This is a genomic window from uncultured Sphingomonas sp. (assembly GCF_964244265.1).
Classification (GTDB): Bacteria; Pseudomonadota; Alphaproteobacteria; order Sphingomonadales; family Sphingomonadaceae; genus Sphingomonas.
Window position 1 is genome coordinate 34,421 of the sequence record NZ_CAXTHV010000012.1, and the last position, 23,296, is coordinate 57,716.

Consider the following 23,296-nt stretch of genomic DNA (forward strand, 5'->3'; position numbering starts at 1 on the left):
CGCCGCGAGCCGGCTATATCTGCGGCCATTCTCTACATCCTGAGGTGAAGAGGTCGGAGCCTTCGGTTCCGGCGCCGATCCTGCCTGTCCATTTGAAAGGGTCCCGTGGCCGACATCGCCCGACTGACCGCCTTGATCGAGCCCGAGGCGCAGGCCCTGGGCTTTGACCTCGTGCGCGTGCGGCTGTTCGGCAAGGGCGACGATCGGACGCTCCAGGTGATGGCGGAGCGGCCCGACACGCGCCAGTTGACGATCGACGATTGCGCCGCCTTGTCGCGGCGTATCTCGGACCGGTTCGACGCGGTCGATCCGATCGATGAGGCGTATCGACTGGAAGTTTCCTCGCCCGGCATCGACCGGCCGCTGACACGACGGAAGGACTTCGCCGACTGGGCAGGGCACGAGGCGCGCATCGTGCTGGCCGAGCCGGTCGGGGGGCAGAGGCAGTTCAAGGGCGATCTGGCCGGCCTCGACGCGCAGGGCGATGTGCTGATCACGGCGCGCGACGGCATTGTCGCGGCCCTGCCGCTGGCCCGCATCGTCGACGCCAAGCTGGTGCTGACCGACAAGCTGATCAGGGCAACCGTCCCGCTTTCGGCCGAGGGCGCGGATGAGGAATTTGAGGAAGAGGAAACGAACTGATGGCCACCCCGGGAACCTCTGGCGTCACCGCCAACCGCGCCGAGCTGATCGCGATCGCCAATTCGGTCGCGACCGAGAAGATGATCGATAAGGGCATCGTCATCGAGGCGATGGAGGATGCGATACAGCGCGCCGCCCGTGCGCGCTATGGTGCCGAGAACGACATTCGCGCCAAGCTCGATCCGACCACCGGCGACCTGCGGCTGTGGCGCGTGGTCGAGGTGGTCGAGGCGGTCGACGATTATTTCAAGCAGGTGAACCTGAAGGAAGCGCAGAAGCTCCAGAAGGACGCCGTCATCGGCGACTATATCGTCGATCCGCTGCCGCCGATCGAATTCGGCCGCATCGCCGCGCAGGCCGCCAAGCAGGTGATCTTCCAGAAGGTCCGCGATGCCGAGCGCGAGCGCCAGTATGAGGAATTCAAGGACCGCATGGGCGAGATCATCACCGGCGTGGTGAAGCGCGTCGAGTTCGGCCACATCGTCGTCGATCTGGGCCGTGCCGAGGGCGTCATCCGCCGCGACGCGCAGATCCCGCGCGAGGTGGTGCGCGTCAACGACCGCATCCGCTCGCTGATCCTCAACGTCCGCCGCGAAAATCGCGGGCCGCAGATCTTCCTCAGCCGCGCGCACCCCGATTTCATGAAGAAGCTGTTCGCGCAGGAAGTGCCCGAGATCTACGACGGCATCATCGAGATCAAGGCGGCCGCGCGCGATCCGGGTTCGCGCGCGAAGATCGGCGTCATCAGCCACGACAGCAGCATCGATCCCGTCGGCGCGTGCGTCGGCATGAAGGGCAGCCGTGTGCAGGCCGTCGTGCAGGAAATGCAGGGCGAGAAGATCGACATCATCCCCTGGTCGCCCGACACCGCGACGTTCGTCGTCAACGCGCTCCAGCCCGCCAGCGTGTCGCGCGTCGTGATCGACGAGGAGGAGGACCGCATCGAGGTGGTGGTGCCCGACGACCAGCTGAGCCTCGCGATCGGCCGGCGCGGGCAGAACGTCCGCCTCGCCTCGCAGCTGACCGCCAAGGCGATCGACATCCTGACCGAGCAGGACGCGAGCGAGAAGCGCCAGCGCGAATTCGTCGAGCGGACCGAGATGTTCCAGAACGAACTCGACGTCGACGAGACGCTCGCCCAATTGCTCGTCGCCGAGGGCTTTGGCGCGCTGGAGGAGGTCGCTTATGTCGAGCTTGACGAGATTGCCGGGATCGAGGGTTTCGACGAGGATCTCGGCCAGGAATTGCAGAGCCGCGCGGTCGAGGCGCTGGAGCGGCGCGATGCCGCCAACCGCGAATTGCGCAAGGGGCTCGGCGTGTCCGACGATCTCGCCGCGATCCCCTATCTGACCGAGGCGATGCTGGTCACCCTCGGCAAGGCCGGGATCAAGACGCTAGACGACCTCGCCGACCTGGCGACCGACGAACTGGTGCAGAAAAAGCGCCAGGAACCGCGCCGCCGCAACGAGGATGCGCCCAAGCGGCCCGAGGACAAGGGCGGGGTGCTCGCCGAATACAGCCTGTCGGAAGAACAGGGCAACGAGATCATCATGGCCGCGCGCGCGCATTGGTTTGCCGACGAAGACGAAACCGCGCCGGCGGGCGACGACGCCTGATGCCGTTCGTCTCCATCCGCATTTCGGGCACCGCCACGAAGGACCAGAAGTCGGCGATCGTGGCCGACGTGACCAGGTCGCTTGTCGAGCGGCTGGGGAAGAACCCGGTCGCGGTGCAGATCGTGATCGAGGAAGTGCGCACCGAGAATTACGGCGCCGGCGGCGTCCTGATCGTCGACCGCGACGCGCCCTCGACCGAAGTGTCCTCGACCGGACGGGGAGACGCAGATGCGGCCTCTTCCCGATGAGAGCGATGGTGTAACCACCGGGACGGGGCCGGGCGGGAACGTCCCGGTCCGCAAGTGCATCCTGTCGGGTGATCGCGAGCCGCGGGGATCGCTGATCCGCCTCGCGCTGTCGCCGGACGGTGAGGTGCTGCCCGACGTGCGCGCCAAGGCGCCAGGGCGCGGCGCGTGGATCGGGGTCGGGCGGATCGCGCTTGATGTCGCGGTCGCCAAGGGCAAGCTAAAGGGCGCGCTGGCGCGGTCGTTCAGGTCGGGCGCGATCGTCGTCCCGGCCGATCTCGGCCAGCGGGTCGCCGACCAGTTGCAGCGCGCGGCGCTCGACCGGCTGGGGCTGGAGGCGCGCGCCGGGCGGCTGGTCACGGGGGCCGAGCGGATCGAGGCGGCGGCGCGGTCCGGCAAGGCGCATCTGCTGCTGCATGCGGCCGATGCCGGCGCCGACGGCACGCGCAAGCTGGACCAGGCGCTCCGCGTCGGTCGCGCGCGCGAGGGATCGGGCGACAGGGGCTTGGCGCTGCCGGTCGGACGTACCATATTGGGCTTGGCGCTGGGCCGCGAAAATGTGGTACACGTCGCCATGACCGATCCCGATGCGGCTCGGCGGGTGCGCGATGCGCTCGACCGCTGGCTGCAGTTTATCGGCCCCGAACCTGACCTGAAGCCTTGCGAAACGGCCCCGCAAGGCGCATCGGCGCTTCCCGGCGCGGTCGGCATGGCCGAAGACGACGCGACTGAAGGATATTGAGTGAGCGAGACCGACAACGACAAGCCGAAACTCGGGATGCGCCAGCCGCTGGGGCTGAAACGTACGGTCGAGACGGGCAAGGTGAAGCAGAGCTTCAGCCACGGCCGGTCGAACACCGTCGTGGTCGAGGTCAAGCGTCGCCGCGTGCTCGGTCCCGCCGCCGGCCCGGCCGACGCGCCCGTGGTCGAGGACAGCGCTCCGGCACCGGCGGCTCCGCAGCCGCGCCAGCCCGATCCGGCCGCGCCTGCGCCGGTACGCGCGCCCGTCAGCAATTTGTCGCCGCAGGAACGCCAGACCAAGCTGCTGCGCGAGGCGGAGGAACAGCGCATGGGCGCGCTGGAGGATGCGCGCCGTCGTGAGGATGCCGGACGTGCCGCCGCCGTCGAGGAAGAGCGCCGCCGGATCGAGGAACGCGCGCGTCAGAACGGCCAGCCTGCGACAGCCGAGCCGACCGCTCCCGCGCCGGTCGAAACGGCGAGCCCGGAGCCTGCGCCGGCGCCCGCCGAGCCGGCGGGACTCGTGCTCGATCCGTCGATACCGGCCCCGCGACGCTTCACGCCCGTTGTCCGCCAGGCGCCGGCCAGGCCGGCCGAGCCGGTAACGCCTGCCCCGCCGCCCGCCCCCGCGGCGGAAGCCACGCCGTCGGCGCGCGCGGTGCCGACCGGCACGGGTGCCGCAACGCCGCGCCGTCCCGATGCGGCATCCGCCAGTCGTCCCGGCCAGCGCGACCGCAAGGGCGACGAGCGGCGCGGCGGCAAGCTGACCGTCAATCGCGCGCTGGGCGACAATGACGGCGCCCGCGCCCGCAGCCTCGCCGCCTTGAAGCGTGCCCGCGAAAAGGAACACCGCCGAATGGGCGGCCCGCGCGAGGCGCAGGCCAAGCAGGTGCGCGACGTCCAGGTGCCCGAGGCGATCACCGTGCAGGAGCTCGCCAACCGCATGGCGGAAAAAGGCGCGGATCTGGTCAAGACGCTGTTCAAGATGGGGATGCCCGTCACCATGACGCAGACGATCGACCAGGACACCGCCGAATTGCTGGTGACCGAATTCGGCCACAACATCGTGCGCGTGGCCGACAGCGACATCGATCTGGCGGTCGAGCATGACGTCGACGACGATGCGACGCTCCAGCCGCGCCCGCCGGTGGTCACGATCATGGGCCATGTCGATCACGGCAAGACCAGCCTGCTCGACGCGCTGCGCGGCACCGACGTGGTGCGGGGAGAGGCCGGGGGCATCACCCAGCATATCGGCGCCTATCAGGTGACGCTGAAGGACAAGTCGAAGGTCACCTTCCTCGACACGCCGGGCCACGAGGCGTTCACCGAGATGCGCGCGCGCGGCGCCAACGTCACCGACATCGTCGTGCTGGTGGTGGCGGCGGACGATGGGCTGATGCCGCAGACGATCGAGGCGATCAACCATACCAAGGCGGCGGGCGTGCCGATGATCGTCGCGATCAACAAGGTCGACAAGCCCGAGGCCAACCCGCAGCGGGTCCGCGAGCGCTTGCTCGAACATGACGTGCAGGTCGAGGAGATGGGCGGCGAGACCCAGGATGTAGAGGTGTCGGCGCTCAAGAAGACCGGGCTCGACGATCTGATCGAGAAGATCCAGATCCAGGCCGACCTGCTCGAATTGCGCGCCAATCCCGATCGCGGCGCCGACGGCACGGTGATCGAGGCCAAGCTCGACAAGGGCCGCGGCCCGGTCGCCACCGTCTTGGTCACGCGCGGCCTGTTGAAGGTCGGCGACGTGTTCGTCATCGGCGCCGAAAGCGGCAAGGTCCGCGCGCTGATCGACGACAAGGGCCGCCAGATCAAGGAAGCCGGGCCGTCGATGCCGGTTGAGGTGCTCGGCATGTCGGGCGTGCCGTCGGCCGGCGATCCGCTGCAGGTGGTCGACAGCGAGGCGCGCGCGCGCGAGGTCGCCGAATACCGCCAGAGCGTGCTGCTGGAAAAGCGAACCACCTCGGCGCCGGCGACGCTCGATTCGATGTTCTCCGCCCTGAAGGAGAAGCAGGCGATCGAATACCCGCTGGTGGTCAAGGCGGATACGCAAGGGACGGTCGAGGCGATCGTCGGCGCGATCAACAAGATCTCGACCGATTTGATCAAGGCGCGCGTGCTCCATGCGGGCGTCGGCGGCGTCACCGAGAGCGACGTGACGCTGGCGGGTGCGTCGGGTGCGCCGATCATCGGCTTCAACGTCCGCGCCAACGCCAAGGCGCGCGAGATCGCCGACCGCCAGAAGGTCGCGCTCAAATATTACGACGTGATCTATGAACTTACCGACGAAATCCGCGCCGGCATGGCGGGTGAACTCGGACCCGAGGCATTCGAGACGGTCGTCGGCCGCGCCGAAATCCGCGAGGTGTTCTCGGCCGGCAAGCACGGCAAGGCGGCGGGCCTGCTGGTCACCGACGGGGTCATCAGAAAGGCGCTCAAGGCGCGTATCACGCGGGAGGACGTCATCATCTACCAGGGCGAGATCGCATCGCTCCGCCGCTTCAAGGACGACGTGGCGGAGGTGCGCGCGGGCTTGGAATGCGGTGTGACCTTCACGCAGAACTTCACCGACATCAAGGCGGGCGACTTCCTCGAGACCTACGAAGTCGAGATGCGCGAAAGGACGCTGTGATCCATCATCGCTGTGTAGATGCATTGCCATCGACACAGCGACCGATAGTGTTTGCCGGTGGAAATCCGTTTTTCTTCCTCGGCCGCAAAGGCTCTCGCTCGTTCGCACAAGGGAGCCTTGATCCGATCCAAGATCGACGATCTTGAGGCCGAGCCGCTTTCGCAAAACAGAAATGTGAGGCGATTGCAGGGGAGATCGGAGTATAGGTTGCGCGTCCAGGACTGGCGCGTCATCTTCCGGATCGAAAATGGCGTACTCTGGATCGATGAGATCGCGCCGCGCGGATCGGTATATTAGGTGATGCCATGACCGTTCAGATTGTTGAAATTTCCGGGCAGAAGATGGCGATCCTGCCCGTCGCCGACTATGATCGCCTGATCGACATCGCCGAAGAAAAGGCAGATGCGATGGCGGCGCTTGCAGCAGAGCAGCGGCGGCAGGACGGCGAAGAATATCTTCCGTCGGAAATGGTGGATCGTCTTTTGGCTGGCGAAAATGCGCTCAAGGTTTGGCGCGAATATCGCGGCCTCAGCCAGACCGAACTCGGCACCGCAGCCGGGACGGGCAAGATGACGATTTCAAGCATCGAGCGTGGCAGGAGCGCAGGTTCGGCGCACGTGTGGCGCGCGATCGCTAACGAATTGCGCGTCTCCATCGACGATATCATGCAGGGCAGCTGATCGCTTTGCGCCTAGAAGCCCCCGAGACCCGTTCCGTCCGCCTGCTGCGCGTCGGCGAGCAGGTGCGGCATGTCCTGTCCGAGATCCTCCAGCGCGGCGACGTGCATGACGAGACGCTCGCGCGGCACATGGTCTCGGTGACCGAGGTGCGCATGTCGCCCGATCTGCGCCATGCGACGGCGTTCGTGAAGCCGCTGCTGGGCAAGGACGAGGAAGCGGTGCTGAAGGCGCTGCGCACCAACACCGCCTATATCCAGCGCGAGGTCGCGCATCGCGTGAAGATGAAATACGCCGCGAAGCTGAAGTTCCTGGCCGACGAAAGCTTCGACGAGGGCAGCCATATCGACGCCCTGCTCCGCCAGCCCGACGTCGCGCGGGATCTGGAAGAGTAAGCCAGCGTCGAACGCGCCCGTGCCGGCGAGAATATTATTGACCCAAGCCCTGCTTGATCAGCGAAGCAAGTGCCTCATCCGGCGTCGAACCTACGCTCATCCATTGCGGCGGGTCGCACCAGAAATCGCTTGCTTCTGTGTCGCACCCGGATGGTCCATTGTCGCCAATTGCCCAATCGACCCGCGACTGACCAGTGGGCCCGATCGGCCCGTCGGCGTTTCCTATTGCGATCCATGGCCCGCCACTATACGTGCCGCGATACCGATCCTGGATCAAAGCGACCGGGTACAGGTGAGCCGGTGTTTAATCCATTGCCTAATTTCCTGCCTTTCAGATCTCTGTCTCTAGTGATGAGCTAGGGAAGCTACGCAGGCCCAGCCCGATTTCCATAAGCGAGGTCAGGTGAATGACTTGCGCCGCTTTGCCCATCATTAGCGCGCCTGCCGCACCAGCCCGATGACGCTCAGCCAAAGCACGATGCTCGCGCCTAGCCCCGTCGCCAGCGGCAGGTGCCAGGCCGGCGCCACCAGCGCGATCGTGCCGATCGCGATCATCGCCGCGCCGGTCGCGTAGTAGAGCCGCACCGGGATGCCCCGGGCGAGCGGCAGGAAGTGCAGCCCGACGATGATCACGCACGCTGGGATCACCGCCCAGAACCGATCCATGTTGACCAGCACGTTCGCCGTCACGAACATCGCCACGCCCTGGATCGCGCTCCAGATGCCGACGAGACGACCGACGTTGCGCGCCGAACCGCCTTCATCCGGATAGGATTGCCGGCTGGCCCAGACCAGCAGGCCGACCGACACAGCTACCGGCAATACAGCCCATGCCGGAGACAGCCCTTCGACCAGGATGCCGGCAATGCTCCACAAGGCCGCGAAGAAGCCGAGGACCCAGATGCCGCCGCGCATTGCCGCTGCCTTCGGTTTACAGCGTCGGGCCTGACACCGACCGCTTCACCTTGACCGGCGTCTCGGCGAACAGCTTGGCGATCGGGCCGGCGCGCGGGTCTTCCTTGGCATAAGCGCGCGCCGACTTGCCGGCGATGATGTCGGCCTGGTCGGGATCGGCCCCGGCGGCGATCAGGTCGCGGACCATGCCCAGGTCGCGGCGCTGGACGGCACGGATCAGCGGCGTCTCGCCCGATCCGTTGGCGATGTTGGGATTGGCCTTGGCATCCGTCAGCACGCCGATCAACCCGTCCCAGCCGCCGTCGACCGCGGCGAGCAGCGGGGTGTCGCCCTTGCGGTCGCGGATATTCGGATTCGCGCCTTCGCTCAACAGAAAGCCGGCCCAGCGGGCGTCGCCGCGCCTGACGACGATGTGCAATGCGGTCTCGCCGGTATCCTGGTCGGTGGTGTCGATCAGGCGGGATCCGGGCTCCTTCAGCATCTGGGTCACGTCATTGCCCTTGGCGTCACGGACCGCCTTCAGGAAACGATAGCTTGGCGATCCGACACCGCCCAGTTGAGCCGCCAGCGGAGTCGAGGCAAGCGCCAGCGCGCCGATCAGCGCGAGGCGAACAGAACGAGCGGCCATGTGACTTTCCCGAAACCTAGGCGTGGGCCAGACTTGCGCATTGCGGGGGGAAAGATCAAGGCGCAGTCATGTTTCGTGTGGTCGTCCTGCCGCTGATGATCCTGGCGGTCCCTGCGTGCACGCCGCAGCAGGTGGCGCGCCCCCCGCTGGAGGGGGCGAAGATCGGCGGCCCGTTCGCGCTGATCGACCAGGACGGGCGGCCGGTCACGGATGCGGCGTTCGCCGGCAAGTACCGGATCATGTATTTCGGCTATACCTATTGTCCCGACATTTGCCCCACCGACGTCCAGGCGATCGGTGCGGCGATGCGCACGCTGGAAAAGGACCGGCCCGCCGTCGCCGCGCGAATCGTGCCGGTGTTCGTCTCGGTTGATCCCGACCGCGACACGCCGGTGGTGGTCAAGACCTTCGTCCGCGCTTTTTATCCGCGGTTCGTCGGGCTGACCGGCACGCCGGCGGCGATCAAGCAGGCGGCAGACGCCTACGGCGTCTATTATGCCAAGGGCGACAAGACCCCCGGTGGCGGGTATATGGTAAGCCATAGCCGCGCCGCCTATCTGATGGGGCCGGATGGCAAGCCGATCGCGCTACTGCCGGTCGACGGCACGGCCGACGGCGTGGTGGCGGAACTCGAGCGCTGGGTGCAATGACCGACCGTTTCTGGGAGACCAAGACCCTGGCGCAGCTTGATCGCGGCCAGTGGGAGGCACTGTGCGACGGGTGCGGCAAATGCTGTATCCACAAGCTGGAGGATGACGAGACCGGCCAGGTCTATCCGACCAACATCGCCTGCAAGCTGCTCGACCGCCGCACTGCCCAGTGCCGGGATTACCGCAACCGCCGCGCGTTCGTTCCCGATTGCGTGCGGCTGACCGCGCGCACCGTGGACACGATCGAATGGTTGCCGTCGACCTGTGCCTATCGCCTCCGCGCCGAAGGGCGTCCGCTGCCCGACTGGCATTACCTGGTGAGTGGAGACCGTGAGGCGGTCCATGAAGCGGGCCAGTCGACGCGCGGCTGGACGGTCAGCGAGAACGATGTCGGCGACGATTTCGAGCACCATATCGTCGATCGCCAGCTGTGACCTCCGCCGGGGTCCAGGTCGTCCGCAACGCGCGCGCGCGGCGCCTGCGGTTGCGGGTCGATGCTGCCAGCGGGTGCGTGCGGCTGACGCTGCCGCCGCGCGCTTCGCTGAAACGAGCGCTGGCCTGGGTCGAGGAACAACGCGGCTGGATCGAACGCCAGCAGGCCGCGATGCCGGCGGCGCGGCCGTTCGTGCCTGGCGCGGTGCTGCCGATCGGGGGCGTCGACACGATCGTCGACTGGTCGGCGGAGCGGCCGCGGATCGTCAGCCTGAACGGGCATGACGGACTGCTGGTCTGTGGGGGCCCGCGCGATGGCGTGGCCCGCCGCATCGAATCGTGGCTCAAACGTCATGCCCTGGCGACGCTATCGCGCGAAACGGCGGAATATGCGGCGCGCGGCGCGGGGGTGACTGTCGCCCGCGTCGCCATCGGCGATCCCAAGGGGCGCTGGGGCAGCTGTGCGGCGAACGGCGTCATCCGCTATAGCTGGCGGTTGATCCTCGCCCCCGTCTTCGTCCGCCGCGCGACCGTCGCGCATGAGGTCGCGCATCGGGTACATATGGACCATTCGCCCGCCTTCCACGCCCAGGTGCGCGCGCTGCTGGGGGAAGACCCGGCCGTGTCGCGCGCCTGGCTGCGTCGCCACGGTGCCGCGCTTCACTGGTTCGGGCGCGATTCCTGAACCGGCGTACGGGGAGGGCGGTCGACTGGATCCGGGCGGCCCCGATCGGCCTCGGCAGGCGGCGTTCCCGATCCGCCGGTGACGGACGGACGCCGCTCATTGCCCAATATGCGGTCCAGCCAGCGGCGGTCGAGCTTCTCGTCGGTGCGGCCATTGGTGTCGCCGTCGCCGGGCGCGGGCTGTGCTTCCCGATCGTCTCCCGGCGGGGCCGGATCGTCGCGCGGCGCCTCCATCTGGTCAGGGGTCACCGGATTGCCGTCGGGATCGACGAACACGCCGTTGTCGGGCTCGCCAAAGCCTTCCGAATTGTCGAGCTGCCAATCTGGGAGGGTGACCTGCGTATCGAACTGTTCGACGGGCCGGCCGGACACGGCAACCTTCATGAAGGCGGCAAATGCCCTGGCCGGGGCGGTGCCGCCCTGCAGCCCGGGGATCGCGCGCGCATCGTCGCGGCCCATCCATATGCCCGTCGTCAGTCCCGACGAGAAACCGAGGAACCAGCCGTCCTTGTTCGAGCTGGTCGTGCCGGTCTTGCCGGCGACCGGGCGCCCGATCTGCGCCGCCCGGCCGGTGCCGGTACTGACCGCCGTCTGCAGCAGGTCGGTCATCTCGGCGGCGACATAGGGCGCGACCAGCACGCGGCTGCGATCGACCTCGTGGCTGTAGATGGTCTCGCCCATCGCGGTCACCTTGGTGATGCCATAGGGCGTGACCGCGATCCCCTTGCTGGCGACCGAGGCGAAGGCGCGCGTCATGTCGATCAGGCGGACGTCGCTCGACCCCAGCACCATCGACGGCACGACCGAGATCGGCGTGCTGATGCCGAATCGTCGCGCCATGTCAGCGACCGTCGAAAAGCCCACTTCCTGGCCCAGCTTGGCGGCGATGGTGTTGACTGAATAGGCAAAGGCGGTGCGGATATCCATTTCGCCGCGATTGGCCCCCGATGAGTTGCGCGGGCTCCAGCCGTTGATCGTCACCGGCTCGTCGACGACGCGATCCGCGGGTTTATGCCCCGCTTCCAGCGCGGCGAGGTAGACGAATAATTTAAATGACGACCCCGGCTGCCGCACCGCCGTCACCGACCGGTTGTAGATCGACGAGACATAGTCCTTGCCGCCGACCATCGCGCGCATCGCGCCGTCGCGGTCGAGGCTGATCAATGCGCCTTGCGCACCCTTGGGGGCATTCGCGCCGATCGCGGCATCGGCGGCTTCCTGCATGCCGAGGTCGAGCGTCGTATAGACCTCCAGCGGGCGGGACGGTTCGTCGATCAGCGTGTCCAGCTGAGGCAACACCCAGTCCGTGAAGTAGCGCACGCTGTTCTGCTTGGGTTCCTCGGCCAACTTAACGCTTTTAGGGTCGGCGGCGGCGGCTTGCGCGGACGTGATCTTGCCCGTGTCCTTCATCAGCTTGATGACGACGCCGGCGCGCCCGACCGCGGCTTCGGCGTCCGCAGTGGGCGAGTAATGCGAGGGGGCCTTCACCAATCCGGCGATTATTGCAGCCTCGGATAGCGTAAGCTGGTCGGCGCCATGACCAAAGAACTTTCGCGCAGCTGCATCAATTCCATAGGCGCCGCCGCCGAAATATACCTTGTTTAGATAAAGCTCGAGGATCTGTTCCTTGCTAAACGCCCGTTCCATCGCCAACGCCAGGATCATTTCGCGGAATTTTCGGCCGAATTTTTTGGTCGACGACAGGAAGATGTTGCGCGCCAGCTGCTGGGTGATGGTCGATCCGCCCTGCGTCCAATGGCCGTTGGTCACGCGGACCTCCAGCGACCGGGCGATGCCGATCGGGTCGACCCCGGGATGCTGGCGAAACCGGCGATCCTCGACCGCGACCATCGCGTCGCGCATCACGGCGGGGATCTGATCATAGGTCAGCCACTCGCCATAGCTGGGCCCGAGCGAGACGATCACCCGCCCGTCGGCGGCATGGACGCGGATCATCTGGCCGTTGGGCGATGCCTTCAGTTCGTCGTAGCTCGGCAGCTGCGCACGCGCGACATAGACCGCGACGACCAGCGCGATGATGCCAAGCAAGGCCGCGACCACGCCCAGCCGCAGGAAGAGAACCAGCCAGCGGCGCCATTTCGGCACGGTTTTGGGTGCAGCGACGGCCATCGGGATGGCCTGATCGATAGAGGGTTAACCCACGGTGGACAAGACTCTCAGGCCCTTTCGCGCGGGCGGAAGTCCAGGCTGACCGAATTCATGCAGTAACGCAGCCCGGTGGGCGGCGGTCCGTCGGGAAAGACATGGCCGAGATGGCTGTCGCATCGCGCGCAACGGCTTTCGGTACGGACCATGCCGTGGCTGGTGTCCGAATGGTTGACGACGTGATCCTCGGCGACCGGCTGGGTGAAGCTGGGCCAGCCCGATCCCGAATCATATTTGTCGACGCTGTCGAACAGGTCGAGCTTGCACGCCGCGCAGGCATAGATGCCGTCGGCCTTGTTGTCGTTATACCGTCCGGTAAAGGCGCGTTCGGTCCCCGCCTCCCGCAATACGTGGAACTGATCGGGGGTCAGGCGCTTGCGCCATTCGGTTTCGGATAGGGACAGGTGTTCCATGGCGGCTGAAATCGTGGGGCCGGGCTCCACCGTCAAGTCACGAATGCCTGATCCTGGTCATCATTGCCCCAATTCCGGCCAGCACGGGCGCCAGCCGGACCGCGAGGGTCAGCGCGGCGGCAAGCGCCGGCCGTTCGGCGGCGCCGCGTATCGCCCCGGCCAGGGCAAAGGGCGCCGCCAGGTCGTGCGCCAGCCGCCGCTGGAAATCGCGAGAGCCCGCCGGGCCGTCGCGCAGATACGCGGCGGCGGCGCGGCGGCCGCTTTCGACGGCGATGCCCATCCCCTCACCGGCCAGGCTGGGGATCACCGCGCCCTGGTCGCCGAGCCGATAGAGACCCGCCGGGCCCCGGTCGGCGCGCCAGCCATAGGGCACATTGGCGACGGCATCGATCGTCGCGCGCCCCGCGCGATGGGCCAGCCGCTCGCCGAGCCGTGGCAAGTCGCGGCCCAGCGCCCTGACCAGGGCGTCAGGCGATCCGGCCTCGTTCAGGCGGGAGCGATGCACCGCCAGGCACAGATTGACCGTGCCGTCCTCCTGCTGTGCCAGCCCGGCATAGCCGCGATCGAACAGGTGCAGTTCGATCGTCCCGCCGACCAGGCGGTCCAGCGTCGGCGACGGACCGAGCCGCACGCGCAGCCCCAGCGTGGGATCCGCGCCGCGCGCTTCGGCCGGGCGCGCGAGCCCGCGCAGGTCGTGCTTGCCGGTCGCCAGGAACAACGCATCGCCGGCAATCGCATCGCCGTCGACCTGCGCGGTCAGCCCGGCGACCGATCGCGCCGCGACGCCGCGCTCGACCGCCGCGCCGGCGGTGATCGCATGCTCCATCAGGAGCGCATCAAGCCGCCGGCGCGACACCGCCAGCGCCGGGCGCGGCAGCCACGCCTCGGCCCGCAACCGGCCCGCGAACAGCCGCACGCGGCGGATGTCGTCGCGGTTGAGCGCGCCACGCGGGATGCCGATCGCCTCCAGCGCGTCGAGCGTCCGCCAGCTGAGGAACCCGCCGCATAGCGCATCCCCGGTCACGGCGCTCCGCTCGACCAGCACGTGCGGCGCGCGTGCGCGCGCCAGCAGCAATGCGGTCGTCGCCCCGGCCGGGCCGCCGCCGACGATCAGCGCAGGCGTTCGACGCACAGCCGGAACGGAAAGGCGCGATAGATGCGCGCGTCGGCGATGCCGGCCTCCGCCAGGAGCGGCGGCCATTCCGCCGGACGGTAGGCGCGCGCGATCGACAGCGTGCCGTCGAGCCGGACGATGCGGTGCCAGCCCGCCAGCCGCGCCAGCAATGGAAAGCCGGCATGCGCGAACCAATGGCGGTGGAGGTCGTTGACCAGCCAGCCGATCGCGCTTTCCGCCTGCATGAAGCGCAGGAAGGCGATCAGCTGGTCATGGGTCATGTGATGCGCGACCAGGCTGGACAGCACGATGTCCCAATCCTGGCCGGCCAGATCGGCATAGTCGCCAATGGTCCAGCGGATCGGCAACGCCGCATCGCCATGCGCGCGCGCGGCCTGCTCGCTCCGGGGATTGAGGTCGACACCGGTCAGATCGGCGACGACACCGCGCCGCCTTGCCCAGCGCGCGATCGTCCGCAGCATGTCGCCGTCGCCGAACCCGACATCGAGCAGGCGCATCCGCCGCCGACCGGCCAGCGCGCGGCTGAGGAATGCCAGCGTCGGCCGCGCCGCCATCGTCAGCGCATTCACCCGCGCGAGATCGCCGACGACGGCGGCATAGGTCGCCTGGTCGAGGTCATCGGCATCCATCAATTCCTCGGCGGTTGCCCGCTGCGCCAGGTTCATGCCGCGCTCGAAAAGCCGAATCCCTCCGCCGCCAGCCCCGGCCCGAAGGCCAATGCCACGCCGTGCCGGACGGGGGCGCCGCGCAGCATCCGTTCCAGCGTGAACATCAGCGTCGCCGACGACATGTTGCCGTTTTCCGCCAGCACGGTGCGCGAGGCGGCGAGCGCATCGGGCTGGAGGTGGAAGGCGGTCTCCACCGCGTCGAGGATCGATCGGCCGCCGGCATGCACCGCCCAGCCGTCGATCGCCTGGGTCGCGCGTCCGCCGCGCGCCGCCGAGGCGAACAGCGGGTCGGCCAGCCCCGCCGCGATCCGTTGCGGCACCGCGCCCGACAGGTGCATTGCAAAGCCGTGGTCGGTGATGTCCCAGCGGATCAGGTCGGCCGAATCGGGCAGGGTGGTGGCGAACGGCGCCTCGATCTCGAACCCTTTCGGATCGGCGGTGACCAGCGCCGCGGCGGCGCCGTCGCCGAATTGCAGCATCGCCAGCAGCTTCTCGATTTCGCCGGTATCCTGGAGATGGAGCGAGCACAGCTCGACGCACACCAACAGCACGCGTGCGCGGGGTTCCGACCGCACGATGTGGCGCGCGCTGCGCATCGCCGCGGCGGCCGCGTAACAGCCCATGAAGCCGATCAGCAGTCGCTCGACCGATGGCGCCAGCCCCATGCGCCGGGCAATGATCTGGTCAATTCCCGGCGCCACGAACCCGGTGCAGCTGGCGACGACGATATGGGTGATGCCGTCGAGGTCGACCTGCGCGCGCAGCCGCCCGATCGCCTGGAGGCAGAGCAAGGGTGCGGCCTCGGCATAGACCGCCATCCGCGCCGCGGTGCCCGGCATGCGGCCGCCTTCGTAGAAACCGCCGGGCTCGATCGGCGATCCGCCATCATCGGCGCGCGGCAGCACGGTCCAGCGGCGATCGATCCCCGACCGTGCGACCATCCGGTCGAACAGCTTGACCAGGCGCGGATCGTCGACCCTGTTCCGCGCCCAGCCGATGAACGCGCCATGCCCTTCATGATCGGGAACGGCGGTGCCGATGGCATTGATATAGGCGGATTGTGCGGGCAAGGGCGGCCTTCCGTTGCGAGGCGCGATGCCCCGCGCCATCAACCCCCGGAACATCGTCGCCGTTCCCGCTTGTACGCCCGATGAATGCGCCCGTGCTTTCGCTTGCTTCCTGATTGGGGCAAGGCCCGGCGCATGAACCCTGTCTATGCCCGAATGGGCACCACCATCTTCGAAACGATGTCGGCACGGGCGCGGGCATCGGACGCGATCAACCTGGGCCAGGGCTTTCCCGAGGCCCAGGGACCCGCCGACATCATCGACGCGGCGGCGCGCGCCCTGGCCGAACGGTCCAACCAATATCCGCCGATGCTGGGCCTGCCCGAGTTGCGCCAGGCGGTCGCCGATCATTATGCGCGCGATCAGGGGCTCGATCTGTCGGCCGACGAGGTGATCGTCACCTCTGGCGCGACCGAGGCGCTGGCGGCGGCGCTCCTGGCCTTGGTGTCGCCGGGCGACGAGGTGATCCTGTTCCAGCCGCTCTACGACGCCTATCTGCCGCTGGTCGAGCGCGCCGGCGGGGTCGCGCGGCTGGTGCGGCTGAGTCCGCCTGACTGGCGGATCACGCGTGCGATGCTCGATGCCGCCTGGACCCCGCGCACGCGGCTGATCGTGCTCAACAGCCCGCTCAATCCGTCGGGGTCGATGGTCGAGGAAGCCGAGCTGGCGGCGATCGCCGGCTTCTGCGTCGAGCGGGACCTGATCGCGATCTGCGACGAGGTGTGGGAGGAAGTGACGTTCGACGGCGCCCGCCACCGGTCGATGATCGCCGAGGCCGGGATGCGCGAGCGCACCATCAAGATCGGGTCGGCGGGCAAGATGTTCGCGCTGACCGGGTGGAAGGTCGGCTGGATGTGCGCCGCGCCCGAACTGGCGCATGGCCTCGCCAGGGCGCACCAGTTCCTGACCTTCACCACCCCGCCCAATTTGCAATGGGCGGTCGCTTACGGGCTGGGCAGGGAGCGCGCGTGGTTCGACGGTGAACGCGCGGCGTTGCAGGCGTCGCGCGACCGGCTGGCGGCGGGACTCGTCGCTGCCGGCTATGCGGTGCTGCCCGCGCCAGCCACCTATTTCCTGTCGATCGACCTGACGGGATCGGGCATCGATCTCGATGATGTGGCATTCTGCGATCGGCTGCTTGACGAGGCGGGGGTGGCGGCGATCCCGATCTCGGCTTTCTATGCCGGGGATGCGGTGACCGACATCGTGCGGCTATGCTTTGCGAAGTCCGATGCGACGCTCGACCGCGCGATCGATCGATTCGCCGCCTTCCGCCGGGCGCGCGCATGACCGTCACCCGCTTCGCGCCCAGCCCGACCGGGCGGCTCCATGTCGGCAATCTGCGCACGGCGATCCTCAACTGGCTGTTTGCGCGCGCGCGTGGCGGGCGGTTCGTGCTCAGGATCGACGATACCGATGCCGAGCGCGGCGACGAGGCGTTCGTCGCCGCGATCCGCGGCGATCTGGCGTGGCTGGACATGGCGCCCGATGCCGAGGTCCGCCAGTCGGCGCGGTTCGACCGGTACGAGGCGCGCCTGGCCGAACTGGCGGATGCGGGCCGTGTCTATCGCGCCTATGAGACGCCGCAGGAGCTCGATCTAAAGCGCAAGGTCCAGCTCGGGCGGGGGCTCCCGCCGGTCTATGACCGCGCCGCGCTGGCGCTGACCGATGCCGACCATGCCCGGCTGACAGCCGAGGGCATGCGGCCGCACTGGCGCTTCCGCCTCGATCACGACGCGCCGATCGAATGGGACGATCTGATCCGCGGGGGCCAGCGGTTCGATCCGGGGACGATGAGCGACCCCGTGGTGCGCCGCGCCGACGGATCGTGGCTTTATATGCTGCCCTCGGCGATCGACGACGTCGAGCTGGCGGTGACCGACGTGGTACGGGGCGAGGATCATGTCTCGAACACCGCGCTCCAGTTGCAGATGTTCGCCGCAATGGGTGCGGCGCCGCCGCGCTTCGCGCATGCCGCACTGCTGACGGGGGCGGAGGGCAAGCTGTCCAAGCGGCTGGGGTCGCTCGGCGTCGATCATTTCCGCGCGGCAGGGATCGAGCCCGCGGCGATCGTCGCGCTGCTGGCGCGGATCGGCACCAGCCAGCCCGTCGAACCCTTTGTCGATCGCGCGCCGCTGATCGCGCAGTTCGCCTTCGGTCATTTCGGCCGCGCGCCGGCGCGGTTCGACGATGCCGAACTGGCCCAGCTCAACGCGCGGATCGTTCACCAGCTCGATTATTTGGCGGTCGCCGATCGCCTGCCGGCCGGGATGGACGCAGCGGCCTGGGACGCGATCCGCCCCAATCTGGCGACCGTTGCGGAGGCGGCGGACTGGTGGGCGGTGGTGACGGGCCCGGTGGCGGCGCCCGCATTCGACGATGGAGACCGCGCCTATCTGGTGATCGCCGCGCAGGTGGCGGCGACGATCGACTGGTCGGGCGACCCCTGGCATGCGCTGACCGCCGCGCTGATGGCGGCGACCGGCCGCAAGGGCAGGGCGCTGTTCCTGCCGCTGCGCCGCGCGCTGACCGGCCGCGACCAGGGCCCCGACATGGCGGCGCTGCTGCCGCTGATCGGGCGCGACGCGGCAATCGGGCGAATCGCCGCCGTCTGAAGCGTCGCGGCGCCAATCTGCGGGAACCGCTTTCGCAGTCGCGCGAAATTCCCTATATCGGCTGAGTCCAACCTCAAGGAGCAGCACCTATCCGTCCCCCCATGATGCGCCGACCCCTGCAGGCGCCGCCGATGAACGGCCCCCGATTCAACGAATTCATCCAGTCGCCCAAGGTCCGCGTGATCGATCAGGACGGCGAGAACCTGGGCGTGATGTACACGCGCGAGGCGATGGAGCAGGCCAATGCGCTCGGGCTGGACCTGGTCGAGGTGTCGCCCAATGCCGACCCGCCCGTGGCCAAGTTCCTCGATGTCGGCAAGTTCAAATACGAGGCGCAGAAAAAGGCCAACCAGGCGCGCAAGAGCCAGAAGACGCAGGAGATCAAGGAGATCAAGATGCGTCCCAATATCGACGATCATGATTATGATACGAAGATGAAGGCGGTGCACAAGTTCATCGGCGAGGGCGACAAGGTCAAGATCACGCTGCGCTTCCGCGGTCGCGAGCTGAGCCACGGCCAGCTCGGCATGAACCTGCTCAAGCGCGTCCAGGAGGATTGCGCCGAGGATGCCAAGATCGAAAGCTATCCGCGCATGGAAGGCCGCCAGATGCTGATGGTGCTGTCGCCCAAGTAACGTCCGTCGGCGTTGATCGTCACCCCCGGCGCAGGCCGGGGCGAATCGAGTTCACGCATCCGGCATTTCCCACAATTCGATCGGATTGCCTTCCGGATCGTGCACGCGGGCGAAGCGTCCGATCTGCGGATCGTTCCATTCCGGCTTGGTGATGACCGCAATGCCGGCCGCGTTCAGCTGTTCAAGCAGCATGTCGATGTTCGACACGCGCAGATTGAGCATGACCTGCTTGTCCGCGTCCCAATAATCGGTGTCCGCCTTGAACGGCGCGAACACGACGGGACCGCCTTGGGCTTGCCACGACCATTTGTCGGGCGTGCCGCCGGGGGTCGAGACGCAGCCCGCACCGACCCCGAGATGCTCGCGATACCAGGCCGACAGGGCGTCCGGATCGCGTGCCCGGAAGAAGAAGCCGCCAATTCCCACCACCGACATATGATGTCTCCCCTCAGGCCGCCTCGACATGCGCACGGCCGGCGGCGGCATCGACCAGGCGGCGTTCCAGCGCGCGCACCCGGGCGGGCGCGATGATCTTGTCGCCCGTCAGATCGGTGACGTAGAACGTGTCGACCGCGCGCTCGCCATAAGTGGCGATATGGGCCGAGTGAATCGTTACCTTCGACTGGAACAGCGCGGTGGCGAGCCGGTTGAGCAGCGCCGGCCCGTCGCGCGCGCTGACCTCGACCACGGTGAAGCGGTTCGACGCATTGTTGTCAATCAGTGCGTTGGGCACGATGGTGAAGGCGGTCGCGCGGGGGCGGGGCAGGGGCTTGGCCTTCAGCCGGTCGGCCAGCCGGCTGCGGTTGGCCAGCGCATCCTCGATCGCGCGCTTCAGCCGGTTGAGGTGGGCTGGATCGTCGAACGGCCGGCCGACCGGGTCCTGCACCAGGAAATTGTCCAGCGCCATGCCGTCGCGGGTGGTGTGGATCCGCGCGTCGATGATGTTGCCGCCGGAGACGTGGATTGCGCCGGCGATCCGTGCGAACAGCCCGGGATGGTCGGCGGCGAAGATCGTCACCAGGGTCGCGCCGCGCTCGGCCGCGGGCCGGGTCTCGATCGACAGCAATGCGTCGCCGGCGGCCGCCATCAACTTCAGGTTGCCGGTCAGCACGTCCTCCGGCTCGGCGACCCAATAGGCCTCGGGCAGCCGCCGGCCGAACTCGGCGAACCGTTCGGGCGGCCAGCCCAGGCGGGCGGCGACCGCTTCCTGCTTGACGGCGATGCGCTCGGCCCGGCCGCGCTGCTTGTGCCCGCGCCGCAACACCTCCTCGGCCGCCTCGAACAGGTCGAGCAGCAATTGGCGCTTCCAGCCGTTCCAGACGCCCGGCCCCACCGCGCGGATATCTACCTCGGTCAGCACGAGCAGGAGGCGCAGCCGCTCGGGCGATTGCACCACGGCGCAGAAATCGAGGATCGTCTTGAAGTCCGACAGGTCGCGCTTGAACGCGGTCGCTGACATCAGCAGGTGATGGCGCACCAGCCACGCGACGGTTTCGGTCTCCGCAGGCGTCAGCCCGAATCGCGGGCACAGCCGCATGGCCACCTCGGCACCCAACACCGAATGGTCGCCGCCGCGTCCCTTGGCGATGTCGTGCAGCAGTACCGCGACATATAACGCGCGGCGTGACACGATCTGCCCGAGGATCGCCCTTGCCACCGGATGCTCATCGGGCAGCACGCCGCGTTCGATCCGGCCGAGCAGGCCGACCGCGCGTATGGTGTGCTCGTCGACCGTGAAATGGTGGTACATGTCGAATTGCATCTGCGCGACGACGCGGCCGAAATCGGGGATGAAGCGACCCAGCACGCCGGCCTCGTTCATCCAGTGCAGCGGCGTTTCGGGATCGCGCGGCGAGGTCAGGATGTCGAGGAACAAGGCGTTGGCAGGGGCGTCGCGCCTGATGTCGTCGGCCAGCTTGGCGTCGCGCGATGCCGCGCGCATCGTCAGCGGGTGGATTTCGAGCTTGTAGAGATCGGCCAGCGCGAACACCTCGACCAGCCGGGTCGGCCGTTCCTGGAAGAAGGTGTCGTGGGGCAGCGCCAGGCGCCCGCGATCCAGCACGAAACCGTTCAGCCGGCGCGGGCGGCGGCGCACCGTCGGCAGCCCGAAGCGGCGTCCGCGCGCGGCGAACTGCTCATCAAGATGTGCGACGAACACGCCGGTCAGGTCGCCGACGATCTTCGCCTGCAGGAAGTAATAATGCATGAAGCGCTCGACCCGCGACTTGCCGGGACGTTCGGCGAACCGCATGCGGTCGGCGATCTCCTGCTGGAAATCGAAGGTCAGCCGGTCCTCGGCACGTCCGGCAAGCGCGTGAAGATGACAGCGAACCGCCCACAGGAAAGTGTCGGCGCGGTGGAACTGGGCATATTCGGCGGGCGTGAACAGCCCGACCTCGACCAGTTGCGCGGCGGTGCCAACATTATAGGCATATTTCCCGATCCAGAACAGCGCGTGAAGGTCGCGCAGGCCGCCCTTGCCCTCCTTGACATTGGGTTCGACGACATAACGCGAATCACCCATCTTCTGGTGGCGCTCCTCGCGTTCGGCGAGCTTGCCGGCGATGTAGGCGCGCGTGGTATCGGCCTGCACCTCCGAGGCGTATCGGCGCGCCGCCTCGTCATACAGGGGCTGGTCACCCCAGACATAGCGCGCCTCGAGCAACGCGGTGCGTATCGTCATGTCGGCCCTTGCCTGGCGCACCATTTCGTCGAGGCTGCGCGTGGACTGGCCGACCTTCAGGCCGAGGTCCCACAGCGTGTACAGGATCGATTCGACGACCTGCTCGTGCCACGACGATTGCTTCCACGGCGTGAGAAAGGCGATGTCGACATCCGAATGGGGCGCCATCTCGCCCCGGCCGTAACCGCCGACCGCGATCAGCGTCAGCCGCTGGGCGGCAGTCGGGTTGGTCGAGGGATAGAGCCGCTGGACGACGAAATCGTACAGCACGCGCAGCAGTTGGTCGACCAGGAACGCCTGCGACCCGGCGATCTCCAACCCGCGCGAGGGATGCGCGACCAGCCGCCGCTCGATCTCGGCGCGACCGGCCGCCAGCGCCGCCTTCAGCACCGCCGCCGCCCCGGCCCGCAATGCCGCATTGTCGTGGCCGTCCAGCGCCGCCAGCTGGTCGGCGATAACGCGGCGATCGATGATCGCGCGCCGATTGGGCAAGGTGTCGAAACGGCCGGGCATGGGGGTCAGATAGGGGGCGGCAGACGATCCGTCATCGGCCCGGATCGCGCTTCCGCAACGGAATGACGGTCACTTCGCCGGCTTGTCGTCGCCGGCCTGGTCGTCGTCTCTACGCCGCTTGCCGATATCCCGCGCCATCTCGCCCACCGCGCTCGAATAGCTGCGGGTGGGGGGACCGCGATACAGGCTCTTGAGATAGGACAGGTCGAAACCGGTGATTTCCGATGGCGCAGGCCCCCCGCCGAACAGCGTCAGGATCGTCTCCCCGGCGGGCGTGGCGGGCGGTTCGCGGGTCATTGCCAGCGTGCGCATCGCGGCATAGTCCGCGATCTGGCGCAGCGTCTTGCCGGTCAGCGCGGGCTGGTCGAGCAGCACCAGCGCGCCGCCTATAACCTGCCGCGTCGGCGGTCCCAGGATCGACGCATTGTCGACCTGGAGGAACGGCGCGTCGCCCTTGAACCCATTGGGCATGCCCGGCAGCGCGATGCTCAGGCTCTTGCCGTCGCGGCTGCGCAAGGTCGTCAGCGTCATGACGTGCGCGGGTCCGGTATCGGCCAGCAGCTTCTTCAGCGTCTCGCGGTCGAACCCGATGAACAATTGCGGCTGATTGCGGATCAGCACGCGCAGCGCCGCCCGCCCGTCGGGCACCATCGCGACGATGACGTTGGCCTGGCAACCCGGCTTGCCCACCGGGATGCCGGCGGCGATGGCGTCGGCAGCGATGCGATCGGCAACGATCTTGTTGAGGTCGGGCGGCAGGCCGATGCTGTCGGCGCAGATCGTCCCGGCGAAACGCGCGACCTGCCCCTCGACCGCGACCGCGACCGACCGGGTCTGCTTGCGGATCGATTTCTGCTCGCCGTCCCTGGTGCCAGTGACGACGATGGGAGCCCGAGCATCGTCCTTCGCCGTGGCTGCGTCCTGCGCGGCGGCAAGCGACGCGGGCAGCAGGCAGGACAAAGCGGCGGCGATCCGGACGGCAGCGAGCAGGCGGGCGATTCTCATGCCGTCGCCCATAGAGCCCCGTGCGCCGGAACGACAGAGCGATGGATCACGAAGGCGCGGCCTGTTATCCGCTTTCACGCCCGGATGGGGGTCTGGGTTGCCGTGCGGCGATGCCCACTTTTCCGCCCGC

24 protein-coding genes are annotated in these 23,296 nt (G+C 67.9%); 14 read left to right on the forward strand and 10 right to left on the reverse strand.

The window, feature by feature from the left end; all coding sequences use genetic code 11:
* The first annotated feature begins 105 nt into the window (after positions 1-105).
* The 8 genes from rimP to rbfA are packed head-to-tail and all read left to right on the forward strand — an operon-like array spanning position 106 to position 6,957.
* Positions 106-642: a ribosome maturation protein RimP gene (gene rimP / locus ACFE7K_RS06775; protein ID WP_375397417.1), complete on the forward strand. Its 537-nt coding sequence runs from the start codon at positions 106-108 to the stop codon at positions 640-642.
* Entirely contained in the window at positions 642-2,258 is a 1,617-nt protein-coding gene (nusA, locus tag ACFE7K_RS06780) for a transcription termination factor NusA (RefSeq protein ID WP_375397418.1), read from the forward strand. The genes rimP and nusA overlap by 1 nt, the downstream gene beginning before the upstream one ends.
* Positions 2,258-2,506: a 4-oxalocrotonate tautomerase family protein gene (locus tag ACFE7K_RS06785; protein WP_375397419.1), complete on the forward strand. Its 249-nt coding sequence runs from the start codon at positions 2,258-2,260 to the stop codon at positions 2,504-2,506. The genes nusA and ACFE7K_RS06785 overlap by 1 nt, the downstream gene beginning before the upstream one ends.
* On the forward strand, positions 2,487-3,245 hold the full coding sequence (locus tag ACFE7K_RS06790) for a DUF448 domain-containing protein (RefSeq protein WP_375397420.1): 759 nt from the start codon (positions 2,487-2,489) through the stop codon (positions 3,243-3,245). Before ACFE7K_RS06785 ends, ACFE7K_RS06790 begins: the two co-directional genes overlap by 20 nt.
* The gene (infB, locus tag ACFE7K_RS06795; RefSeq protein ID WP_375397421.1) at positions 3,246-5,885 is read left to right on the forward strand and encodes a translation initiation factor IF-2; all 2,640 of its coding nucleotides are present in this window, start codon (positions 3,246-3,248) and stop codon (positions 5,883-5,885) included.
* A gap of 57 nt (positions 5,886-5,942) precedes the next feature.
* Positions 5,943-6,182 carry a type II toxin-antitoxin system RelE/ParE family toxin gene (locus ACFE7K_RS06800; protein ID WP_375397422.1) on the forward strand — a complete coding sequence of 80 codons (240 nt, stop codon included), beginning with the start codon at positions 5,943-5,945 and terminating at the stop codon, positions 6,180-6,182.
* An 8-nt stretch (positions 6,183-6,190) separates the two neighbouring features.
* Positions 6,191-6,565 (forward strand): helix-turn-helix transcriptional regulator, encoded by a 375-nt coding sequence (locus ACFE7K_RS06805; protein WP_375397423.1) that lies wholly within the window; start codon positions 6,191-6,193, stop codon positions 6,563-6,565.
* A gap of 5 nt (positions 6,566-6,570) precedes the next feature.
* Entirely contained in the window at positions 6,571-6,957 is a 387-nt protein-coding gene (gene rbfA / locus ACFE7K_RS06810) for a 30S ribosome-binding factor RbfA (RefSeq protein ID WP_375397424.1), read from the forward strand.
* A gap of 432 nt (positions 6,958-7,389) precedes the next feature.
* On the opposite strand, the gene ACFE7K_RS06815 is transcribed toward rbfA, so the two are convergent.
* Together ACFE7K_RS06815 and ACFE7K_RS06820 are read right to left on the reverse strand one after the other, a co-directional pair.
* Entirely contained in the window at positions 7,390-7,872 is a 483-nt protein-coding gene (locus ACFE7K_RS06815) for a hypothetical protein (protein ID WP_375397425.1), read from the reverse strand.
* A 16-nt stretch (positions 7,873-7,888) separates the two neighbouring features.
* Complete coding sequence (locus ACFE7K_RS06820; protein ID WP_375397426.1) at positions 7,889-8,500, reverse strand: ankyrin repeat domain-containing protein; 612 nt, start codon at positions 8,498-8,500, stop codon at positions 7,889-7,891.
* Positions 8,501-8,568: 68 nt separating this feature from the next.
* Here ACFE7K_RS06820 and ACFE7K_RS06825 point away from each other — a divergent pair, with 68 nt between their 5' ends.
* From ACFE7K_RS06825 to ACFE7K_RS06835, 3 genes are read left to right on the forward strand one after another with little or no spacing between them, the layout of a single operon-like run.
* The gene (locus ACFE7K_RS06825) at positions 8,569-9,150 is read left to right on the forward strand and encodes an SCO family protein (protein ID WP_375397427.1); all 582 of its coding nucleotides are present in this window, start codon (positions 8,569-8,571) and stop codon (positions 9,148-9,150) included.
* Complete coding sequence (locus tag ACFE7K_RS06830) at positions 9,147-9,584, forward strand: YcgN family cysteine cluster protein (RefSeq protein WP_375397428.1); 438 nt, start codon at positions 9,147-9,149, stop codon at positions 9,582-9,584. The genes ACFE7K_RS06825 and ACFE7K_RS06830 overlap by 4 nt, the downstream gene beginning before the upstream one ends.
* Positions 9,581-10,267 (forward strand): M48 family metallopeptidase, encoded by a 687-nt coding sequence (locus ACFE7K_RS06835; protein WP_375397429.1) that lies wholly within the window; start codon positions 9,581-9,583, stop codon positions 10,265-10,267. Before ACFE7K_RS06830 ends, ACFE7K_RS06835 begins: the two co-directional genes overlap by 4 nt.
* On the opposite strand, the gene ACFE7K_RS06840 is transcribed toward ACFE7K_RS06835, so the two are convergent.
* Genes ACFE7K_RS06840 through ACFE7K_RS06860 form a run of 5 tightly spaced genes read right to left on the reverse strand, consistent with a single transcriptional unit; the run spans position 10,243 to position 15,757 of the window.
* Positions 10,243-12,396, reverse strand: coding sequence for a transglycosylase domain-containing protein (locus ACFE7K_RS06840; protein WP_375397430.1), 2,154 nt, complete (start codon positions 12,394-12,396; stop codon positions 10,243-10,245). The genes ACFE7K_RS06835 and ACFE7K_RS06840 overlap by 25 nt on opposite strands.
* Positions 12,397-12,443: 47 nt before the next feature.
* The gene (msrB, locus tag ACFE7K_RS06845) at positions 12,444-12,845 is read right to left on the reverse strand and encodes a peptide-methionine (R)-S-oxide reductase MsrB (RefSeq protein ID WP_375397431.1); all 402 of its coding nucleotides are present in this window, start codon (positions 12,843-12,845) and stop codon (positions 12,444-12,446) included.
* Between the two features lie 37 nt (positions 12,846-12,882).
* A complete protein-coding gene (locus ACFE7K_RS06850) occupies positions 12,883-13,977 on the reverse strand; it encodes an NAD(P)/FAD-dependent oxidoreductase (RefSeq protein WP_375397432.1) in 1,095 nt (364 codons plus the stop codon).
* Entirely contained in the window at positions 13,956-14,645 is a 690-nt protein-coding gene (locus tag ACFE7K_RS06855) for a methyltransferase domain-containing protein (RefSeq protein ID WP_375397433.1), read from the reverse strand. The genes ACFE7K_RS06850 and ACFE7K_RS06855 overlap by 22 nt, the downstream gene beginning before the upstream one ends.
* Complete coding sequence (locus ACFE7K_RS06860) at positions 14,642-15,757, reverse strand: type III polyketide synthase (protein WP_375397471.1); 1,116 nt, start codon at positions 15,755-15,757, stop codon at positions 14,642-14,644. The genes ACFE7K_RS06855 and ACFE7K_RS06860 overlap by 4 nt, the downstream gene beginning before the upstream one ends.
* A 93-nt stretch (positions 15,758-15,850) precedes the next feature.
* Between ACFE7K_RS06860 and ACFE7K_RS06865 the strand changes: the two genes are divergently transcribed.
* The 3 genes from ACFE7K_RS06865 (at position 15,851) to infC (ending at position 18,965) form a co-directional block, all read left to right on the forward strand.
* Positions 15,851-17,005, forward strand: a complete 1,155-nt coding sequence (locus ACFE7K_RS06865; protein WP_375397434.1) for an aminotransferase — start codon at positions 15,851-15,853, stop codon at positions 17,003-17,005.
* Positions 17,002-18,330, forward strand: coding sequence for a glutamate--tRNA ligase (locus ACFE7K_RS06870; protein ID WP_375397435.1), 1,329 nt, complete (start codon positions 17,002-17,004; stop codon positions 18,328-18,330). The genes ACFE7K_RS06865 and ACFE7K_RS06870 overlap by 4 nt, the downstream gene beginning before the upstream one ends.
* 101 nt (positions 18,331-18,431) lie before the next feature.
* A complete protein-coding gene (gene infC / locus ACFE7K_RS06875) occupies positions 18,432-18,965 on the forward strand; it encodes a translation initiation factor IF-3 (protein ID WP_375397436.1) in 534 nt (177 codons plus the stop codon).
* A 51-nt stretch (positions 18,966-19,016) separates the two neighbouring features.
* Here infC and ACFE7K_RS06880 read toward each other — a convergent pair whose 3' ends face one another.
* The 3 genes from ACFE7K_RS06880 to ACFE7K_RS06890 all read right to left on the reverse strand — a co-directional run bounded on the left by ACFE7K_RS06880 (position 19,017) and on the right by ACFE7K_RS06890 (position 23,166).
* Entirely contained in the window at positions 19,017-19,400 is a 384-nt protein-coding gene (locus ACFE7K_RS06880; RefSeq protein ID WP_375397437.1) for a VOC family protein, read from the reverse strand.
* A 13-nt stretch (positions 19,401-19,413) separates the two neighbouring features.
* Positions 19,414-22,161, reverse strand: coding sequence for a [protein-PII] uridylyltransferase (locus ACFE7K_RS06885; protein ID WP_375397438.1), 2,748 nt, complete (start codon positions 22,159-22,161; stop codon positions 19,414-19,416).
* A 69-nt stretch (positions 22,162-22,230) separates the two neighbouring features.
* Positions 22,231-23,166 carry a hypothetical protein gene (locus tag ACFE7K_RS06890; RefSeq protein ID WP_375397439.1) on the reverse strand — a complete coding sequence of 312 codons (936 nt, stop codon included), beginning with the start codon at positions 23,164-23,166 and terminating at the stop codon, positions 22,231-22,233.
* Between the last annotated feature and the right edge of the window lie 130 nt (positions 23,167-23,296).